The sequence below is a fragment of the Streptomyces sp. NPDC050388 genome (assembly GCF_040655635.1).
In the GTDB taxonomy this organism is placed as follows: Bacteria; Actinomycetota; Actinomycetes; order Streptomycetales; family Streptomycetaceae; genus Streptomyces.
Genome location: NZ_JBFAKH010000163.1, coordinates 1 through 7,850 on the forward strand (window position 1 = coordinate 1; position 7,850 = coordinate 7,850).

Annotated in this window: 8 protein-coding genes; 5 read left to right on the forward strand and 3 right to left on the reverse strand. The window is 69.4% G+C overall.

Features of this window, described 5'->3' with window-relative positions:
- The first annotated feature begins 656 nt into the window (after positions 1-656).
- The 3 genes from AB0I73_RS39240 (at position 657) to AB0I73_RS39250 (ending at position 2,823) form a co-directional block, all read left to right on the forward strand.
- The gene (locus tag AB0I73_RS39240) at positions 657-887 is read left to right on the forward strand and encodes a hypothetical protein (RefSeq protein ID WP_363045180.1); all 231 of its coding nucleotides are present in this window, start codon (positions 657-659) and stop codon (positions 885-887) included.
- An 86-nt stretch (positions 888-973) separates the two neighbouring features.
- Complete coding sequence (locus AB0I73_RS39245) at positions 974-1,774, forward strand: XRE family transcriptional regulator (protein ID WP_363045181.1); 801 nt, start codon at positions 974-976, stop codon at positions 1,772-1,774.
- Positions 1,771-2,823, forward strand: coding sequence for a DUF6207 family protein (locus AB0I73_RS39250; RefSeq protein ID WP_363045182.1), 1,053 nt, complete (start codon positions 1,771-1,773; stop codon positions 2,821-2,823). Before AB0I73_RS39245 ends, AB0I73_RS39250 begins: the two co-directional genes overlap by 4 nt.
- A 44-nt stretch (positions 2,824-2,867) precedes the next feature.
- Here the strand turns inward: AB0I73_RS39250 and AB0I73_RS39255 are convergent, their stop codons facing one another.
- Entirely contained in the window at positions 2,868-3,443 is a 576-nt protein-coding gene (locus AB0I73_RS39255; protein WP_363045183.1) for a hypothetical protein, read from the reverse strand.
- A 182-nt stretch (positions 3,444-3,625) separates the two neighbouring features.
- Positions 3,626-4,285 (reverse strand): HNH endonuclease family protein, encoded by a 660-nt coding sequence (locus AB0I73_RS39260; protein ID WP_363045184.1) that lies wholly within the window; start codon positions 4,283-4,285, stop codon positions 3,626-3,628.
- A gap of 301 nt (positions 4,286-4,586) precedes the next feature.
- Here AB0I73_RS39260 and AB0I73_RS39265 point away from each other — a divergent pair, with 301 nt between their 5' ends.
- Both AB0I73_RS39265 and AB0I73_RS39270 read left to right on the forward strand, forming a co-directional pair.
- The gene (locus AB0I73_RS39265) at positions 4,587-4,877 is read left to right on the forward strand and encodes a hypothetical protein (RefSeq protein ID WP_363045185.1); all 291 of its coding nucleotides are present in this window, start codon (positions 4,587-4,589) and stop codon (positions 4,875-4,877) included.
- A gap of 620 nt (positions 4,878-5,497) precedes the next feature.
- Positions 5,498-5,995 carry a lamin tail domain-containing protein gene (locus AB0I73_RS39270; RefSeq protein ID WP_202281590.1) on the forward strand — a complete coding sequence of 166 codons (498 nt, stop codon included), beginning with the start codon at positions 5,498-5,500 and terminating at the stop codon, positions 5,993-5,995.
- Positions 5,996-6,502: 507 nt separating this feature from the next.
- Here AB0I73_RS39270 and AB0I73_RS39275 read toward each other — a convergent pair.
- Positions 6,503-7,624, reverse strand: coding sequence for a peptidoglycan bridge formation glycyltransferase FemA/FemB family protein (locus AB0I73_RS39275; RefSeq protein ID WP_363045186.1), 1,122 nt, complete (start codon positions 7,622-7,624; stop codon positions 6,503-6,505).
- Positions 7,625-7,850: the final 226 nt, after the last annotated feature.

A 7,850-nucleotide genomic window follows, 5' to 3' on the forward strand; every position in this document is an offset into this window, starting at 1 on the left:
GGAGCGCCGGGACGACATCCATGACGCCTTCCTGCAGTTGGCTGTCTGCCTCATCCTGCACCGGCGCGTCCGAGCACTCTGTTAGGACCTCTTAGGAAGAGCGGTGAGCCGGAGCAGAGGTGGGGGGCCTCCGCGCCTGATTCGGGCAAGCCCGAACCGGCGGCGCGGGCAAGCCGGGTGGGCCGCAGGTAGACCGACGCTGTCGGTGGCGGCTGAGGGGCTGGCTCGAGCACCGCAGTGCCGGTGATGCCGCTTCCGCCCAGCGCGTGGGTGGCTGGACGGAAGCGGGGCGGTCCCCTTCGGTGGTTCTCTCAGCACAAGGGGGCCGCGCGGCCTTCCAGACAAGGAAGGTGCGGCGCCGGAGAAGGCGCGCAGTTCTATGGTGCGCTCTCCGGCGCGTGACGCAACGGGAAGTACGTTCTTGCCGTCAAAAGCGTTCATTCGGACATGATTTGCCAGTGCGGGGGGCCGTCATGGCGCAGCGGTCTGCCGAGCCGTGCGGGTGGCGCGGGGTCATTGTTCCGTAACTTCATGATCACGTTGAGTCGTGAGCCCCGGGCGCTCCATGCTGTCGTCCTACTCCTCCACGGCGCTTCAGCACCGCTGTGGAGGAGCCTCCTTCCAGACCCCCGGTTCTTCTCTTCAGGGACGGTGCGATGACAAGCAGGCAGGTGATGACCGTAGCCGTGCTGGCCGCGGTCCTCGTATGGAGCACGGTGATGACCGTGCTCGGGCACCTCGCGGCCGTAGCCGCGCTGCTGCCCTCGCTCGGACTCCTCATCCAGCAGATCGTCACGGCGTTCCACGGCACGGACAGGCGGCAGAACACGGCGGCAGTCCCACCGGTATCCGATCCGGCGGCCGCCCGTGAGGAGCCGTCACGGTGAAGGCGCCGAAAGTCCCCGAGCAGCCCGGAGGCGATCCCCCCAGCCGCCGGGGCCGCCCGCCGGAACCGATCTGCGACGACGCCGGCGTGACACATCGAACGTGGCTGGAGCCGGTCCGCAGCCGGCTCGCCGCAAGCGGCCTGACCCTCGACGAACTCGTCAGCCGCTCCGGCTACTCCAAGACCCGGCTGTCCGAACTCCTCCGGGGCAAGGGCTACTACCCCGGCTGGGAGATCACCTACAGCGTGGTGAAAGCCCTGGACCTCCCCCCGTGGCCGGTACGCCGACTGTGGAGCGCGGCCGCCCGGGAAGCAGAGAAGGACCCAGCCTGGATCAAGAACGGCATCCACGCCGTGCAGCCGCTGGGCCCCGAACAGCCGCCCACAGCCCACTTCGGCTTCACGCAGGCCATGCACCGCCCCTACACCGCCTACGCCCGCGCCTTCCTGCAGGCAGACCAGCGCGCCCGGCGCGTCGTCGGGGAGACCTTCGACATCCTTTGGCTGAACTGGAACGAGGCGACCACCAGCCCGGACACGCCCCGCCACGCCTGGCAGCTGCTGCGCTCCAAAGTCATGGCGCGCGCCTTCCAGAAAGACGGGCACCCGGACCTGCGGGCAGCGGCGTTTCACACCGCCGCCCAGGCCAGGATCGACGACCTCGCCGAGCGCATGGCCCACATCGACCGGCAAGCCGCCTTCTTCGACGCGATCGCCTGCCTGCCGCCGGACCAGATGGACGTCACCGTCCTGCGCTACCTGTGCGGCATCCACCCGGATGCCATACCCGGCATCGTCGGCCTGACCCAGGCCATCACCCACACCCTGGACCACCACGCCCGAGGGGCGCTGAACGGCCTGTACCCCCACACCGACACCCAGGAGTGATCACCCTGAGCACCATCGACGACCTCCTCGCCCAGTCCCTGCTGCTGGACGGCTCCCACATCCCCCCCGACGTCGTCCCCTACGACGACATGGCCGTGTACGCGCTCGCCGAAGACACCCTCTGGCCGTGGGAGGACTATGGACCGGAGCTCGCCGACGACTGCGCCGCGCAGAGCCTTGCCGCCCTGTGCGAGGCGGTCGTCGCCCGCTGCACCGCCGAACAGCTCGCCGACTTCCTCACCGACCAACTACCGCAGCCGCGCGCCGCCTGGATCCTCGGCTGCGTCCTGCAGCTCGCCGGCGCCACCGACGGCGCCCGCTTCTGGTGGCAGTACGCCGCCGGCGCCGACGACGCACCCGCTTCCTACTGCCTCTACCTGCAACACCTCGCCCACGGCGACACCCACGCCGCCGCCCTGTGGCGGGCCCAGGCGGGCGCCGACGCGCACGAGGACCGCGCCGATACCACATGGTCGGACGCTCCCGCGTACCGCATGGTCACCGCCGACACCAGCATCCCCACCGTCCTGCGGATCCTGACCCGCCTCCACCACGCCGCCCCGCGTCGGCACACGCAGACCGCGACGGCGGTCATCGACTTCGTCGCCACCGCCGTCGCCATCGGTTACCACCGCCACCCCGACCTCGAAATTCCCGTGCCCGGACCGGACTTCGCCGAACACCTGGAGATCATCCTGGCCGCGTCCTCTCCGGCCCGGACCGGACCCGCGGCTCACGGGTCTCGGTGCTCCGCCGCACCAGAGAGGGACGCGACCGGCAGTCTGCCCAACCGGCCCGTGCCAAAGGGCCCCGGCGAGGGCAGCCCCGGGAAGGATGGAGTGCCGGAGCCGGAGCGGCTGCTGGTGGAAGTCACCGGCACCGACCACGAGGCGCCCGCTTTTTTCAAGGAAGCGGTGGCCGTGTGCTGGGCAGCCGTCACCGCCGCCCGTACCGCTGGCAGCCCGGACGGACGTGGTACCCGCCTGGCCTACTACCTGGACCGCTTCCGTCCGCGAGGTCCGCGTCCACGCACCGCCCAGGCGTTCTGACCGCGCCGCTCGCCGACCGGCGCACCGTGTACGCGCCGTGCGGGTCAGTTGCGCAGGCGGTAGCCGGCCAGACGGGATTGGGCGGCGCCGGCGCTGATGCCCAGGGCCCGCCCGACCGTCTCGGGTGCGAGCCCGTCGTCTTCGGCGGCGTGGGCGGCCTGGTGGCCGACGTTGCGGGTGAGCCGTTCCAGTTCGCCCACGGCGCGCAGCGCTGCCACGGGTGCCTGGTCGGCGAGCCGGGCGAGCTGGTCCTCGAGCCGGCCGAGGGTGTCGGTGAGCTCGTCGGGGAGGGGGACGGCCTGGCGGGTGACGGTGTCGATGTGTGCGGCCCAGTCGTCGTGCGCGGCGGAGACGTTCACCTCGTCCAGGCGGCCGTCGTCGACCTGTTCCCAGTCGACGGGGTGGCTCTGGCCGCGCCAGCCGCACGCACACGCTGCCCGGTAGCCGGCCGCCTTCGGGAGGCCCCACTGGCCGGTATAGGCCCACCACTCACGAGTCCGGTCCACGTTGGCTCCGCTGCCGATGTCCAGGACGACCGGCTTCGGCTCGCTGCCGTCGGCCAGGACCGCACCGACGAAGCCCTCGTGGGACGTGCCGAACTCGTCCGTCTGCCACGTCACGGGTGTCACCCTCCCTCGCGTCCTGCTGCACAGCGTGACCGCGTGTGCACGATCGAGCATGCCGCAGGCCGCCCCGTCCCTGCGGGGGAGTGGGAAACCCCCTCGGGTGAACTTCCGGCCCGGTGGGCGTCGGCGAGCGCCCCGGCGGGCCCCGCCGCCCGGGCGGCGGGGAGAGATGGATGTCAGACGGCGGGTTCGTACGTCACCGTCTGCTCGGGGCAGCCGGCCGCCGCGTCGCGCAGGACCGCGACCTCAATCTCATCGACCGTGAGGGCCCAGCGGAGTTTGGTGCCCACCCACTCGGCGACGTACCGGCAGTGCACCTCAGCGGCGGGCGGCAGCCACTTTGCCGGATCGTGGTCGGCTTTGCTCCGGTTCGAGCGGGCGGTGACGGCCACCAGGCTGGTCGGTGAGCCCTGGTCGTTGGCGTACGCCTCACGGCGTTTTGCCGTCCAGGCGGAGGCTCCGCTGTCCCAGCTTTCCGCGAGCGGCACCATGTGGTCGATGTCCAGTCCGGACGCGGAGGTCACCCAGGTCTGGTCGTAGTACGACCACCAGGTCCCGCCGGTCAGGCGGCAGCCGGGACCGACCGTGGGCGGCTCGACGGCCTCGGAGATCAAGACTTCGGACCTTGTGTTGCAGCCGTCGGCGGGATCGTCGCCGGCGTTCCAGTGGCGGAAGGCGTCGCGGGTGTAGCCGTCGCGGTTTTCGACGTCCACGGGGAGGCCGGCGACGGCTTCGGCCAGGGGGAGGGTTTCTGCGGCGTGTGCGGGCGGGATGACGGCGAGGGGCAGGGCGGCGAGGGAGACGGCGGCCAGGCCGCGCAGCACAGCAGTGAACATGCCTTGTGGATAGCGGCCGGGCTGGGGGCGCAGTCGGCTGTTTTCCGAGTGCGCCGCTCGTGTGGGGGGAATGGTCGTACCGGCAAAACGTGAGCATGCCGCCCGAGAAGGTCACCACTCAACCTGACCGCCCCATCGACAGGCATCCGCCGTCAGCGTGACAACGCCCCGGCGCCGCACCTATGTTGAGCAACAGCTTCACTGGGCTGCCGGTGCTGAGCCTTCGAATCGTGAACGTCCCGGTCATGCGGGTGAGTTGCCGATTTCATGGGCGTGCACCCGACTGATTATGATCTTGGTCATGACTGTGCAGAACCCTGACAAAACCCTCTCCCGTAAGCAGAGACTCCAGGAGAGGCAGCGCCGTCAGCTGGCGGTGGTCGACACCGTGGACAAGGCCGAGGCCAAGGTCCGCAAGGCAGAGGTCGAACTGGCCGTGGCCGTCACCGAGGCAGTGCAGGTCTTCGGCGACGAGCAGTCCGCGTCCGAGGGACTCGATATGCCGGTCGAAGCCATCCGGCGCTTCCTTGACATGACACGGGACCAAATGGCCGGGGGCGACCACGACGCCGAGGCCGAGGGCACATCCTGAGCCCGGCGTTCGTGGCGAGCCGGGATGCGAGATCGGTGTCCAAGCCCCGCATCGCCGCAGGCAACGTCACCCCAAACGGGTCAACCGCTGACCCGGCAAGCCGTCTTTGGGAGGCACCGGACAGCCACCGGCCGTGCGGCAGGCACAGAACCGGCGGCCCGGCAGCCTCTCGCCCGCACCCACGAGCGCGACGGTAGGGCGGAGCGCCACGTCGACCGGCCGGGTCGGCGACGCCACGACGACGCCCTGATCGGATCGACGACCGGCCTGTCCAGCACCGAGGACCCACCTGGCCAAGCCCGAGCCGATGCCCCCGGCCGGCCCGGGAAGGCGCTCTTTCCGGCCGGGCTCGTTACCGCCGAGGGGACCGACGGGTAGCGGCATCGCCGACTGCCCGGTGAGATACGCCACGCCCGGCCCGTCGAGTACGAGACCACCTCCCTCAGGCGATCGGCGAAACCCCAGGACACCACCACAATCCGAGCCCCCCCCACCGGACCGAGGACGGTCCGGACCGAGCCACCCGAACGGGTGACGGGCCGTTTCCCGTGCAACCAGGACGGCTCCCTACCGGTCCTTCACATGCAGCACTATTCGTTCAACTGTGGGGGAGCATCCTCGTGCGTACGCGTTCCGTCCTGGCCGCCGCCGTCACCGCCGGCACCCTGGCCGCCCTCGTTCCCGCCGTGTCGGCTCAGGCCGCCGAGTACAGCTCGGCCCTGAAGGTCCGCGGCATCCAGTACGACGCCCCCGGCCGGGACTCCAACAGCTGCTCTACGGGCAACACCGACGAGGAATACCTGACGATCAAGAATTACTCGTCCTCGGCGACCGTCAACCTCAAGGGCTACGTCGTCAAGGACGCCGCCGGCAACCGCTTCGCCTTCACCGCCAACCACTACCTGCAGCCCGGCGACTACATCAAGCTGCGCGGCGGCCACGGCACCGACTCCGACGCCAAGAACGTGGTCTACCGCGACAACTGCAACTTCCTGTGGAACAACGACAAGGACACCATCTACCTGTACAAGCCCTCCGGCAGCCGCGCGGACGTGCACTCCTACACCAAGCGCGACCATGACCGGGACGGCAACGGCTACATCGGCTACCACGGCTGACGCCCGAAACCACCCGCCAGATGGCCGCGACCTACCCGGGACTGCGCCCGCCAGGGCGGCCCCGGACAGCCAACCGACCGTACGGGGCGCACGGCTCGGTGAGTTCCCGTGCCGGGTCGGGACTGTGTGAGTGGCCCGGCTGCGGGTAGACGGCACTCGAGCTGGGCGCGCCGGACGTGCCGGCGGGATCATCCCCGCGGGTGCGGGGAGCAGCTCGACCACCTCTTCGGGGTCCAGAGGCGGAAGGACCATCCCCGTGGGTGTTTTCGGCAGGGTGAACGGGAGCCGCTGCGGCAACGGGGACGAGAGCCGCGTTGCTCCATCCGGGAAGAGGATGGATGCGGCACAGGTCCATGATCGGCAACGAGATCGGGAGCCACCTCTATTGGGTGACTTCCGATGCGGTGGCGATAGGGCGCGGGGTGTCTGAGTCCCTGGTGGCCGGGGTGCCGGTAGCTTGGCGGTCCCAGGTCCTCTCGGGCTGTGAAGTTCTGCGGCCTTTCGAACTCAGCGGCGGGACATGTAGAGGTCGAGGGCCTTGTGCAGGAACTTGTTGAGGGGGAAGTCCCACTCGCCGAGGTATTCCACGGCCTGGCCGCCAGCGCCGACCTTGAACCGGAGCAGGCCCAGCAGGTGGTTACTCTCGTCCAGGGTGTCGGTGATGCCTCGGAAGTCATAGATACTCGCGCCGAGCTCATGGGCGTCGGACATCATCCGCCACTGGATGGCGTTGTTCGGCTGGACCTCGCGCTTTCGGCTGGTGGAGGCACCGTAGGAGTACCAGACGTGCTCACCGACGGTCAGCATGGTCGCCGCCGCGAGCACCTCGCCCTCGTGGTGGGCGAGGTAGAGGCGCATGCGGTTGGGATCCTCGGCCGTGAGCGCGGTCCACATGCGCTGGAAGTAGGTCAGAGGACGGGGGATGAACCGGTCACGTTCGGCGGTCTCGACGTAGATGTCGTAGAAGGCGGGCAGATCGTCGTAGCCGCCGAGGACGACCTTGACACCTGCTTTCTCTGCCTTCTTGATGTTGCGGCGCCACTGTTGGTTGAGGCCTCGCTGGACATCCTCCAGCGACCGTCCGGCAAACGGGACTTGGAAGACATAGCGCGGCTGACCGGCGGCGAAGCCATCCTCGCTGTCGGGTTCGGTCTGCTGCCAGCCCATCCGCCGAAGCCGGTCTGCGACGTCGAAAGCCCGCGGCTCGTGCGCGGTGGCCTCGGCATCCCGCAGCCGCCTGGCCTGCAGGTCGGCGATCGCAGCCTTGACGGCCTCCGCACTCCAGCGGCGGGCGACGACAGGCGGGCCCATCTTCACCGAGAACGCACCCTGGGCCTTGAGGTAGGCGAGCATCGGCTCCAGCCACTGCTCAAGATCCGGTGCAGCCCAGTCAATCACCGGTCCTTCAGGCAGATACGCAAGGTACCGCTTGAGCTTCGGCAAGGGCCGGAACAACACCAGTCCCACGCCGGCGAGACGGTCGCTGCCGTCGAACCAGCCCAGACTCTCCGCCCGCCAGTCCGGCTTCACATCCCCCCAGGAGGGAACCTGCATGTGACTCACCGAGGGCTGGGCCGTAACGAAGGCCAGGTGCTCCTCGCGGGTGATCGCCTTCAGGCGGAAACTCATGTGCGGCGCTCCTTTGGTCAGCGCCTCAGCCTACTGAGGGGCACTGCCGTGGATCATCCCGTCTGCTCACCGCGCTGTGTTCTGCCGTTCGGACTCGGTGGCCTGGAAGCGGTAGGACTCGGTGCGGCGTTGTCACGTTGGCTGACCGGCCTGGGATGATCTTGGAGTTGATCGTGCCGGTGAGGGATTTGCTCGTGTCATCCGCGTCGCCGTCGTACAAGGGGCA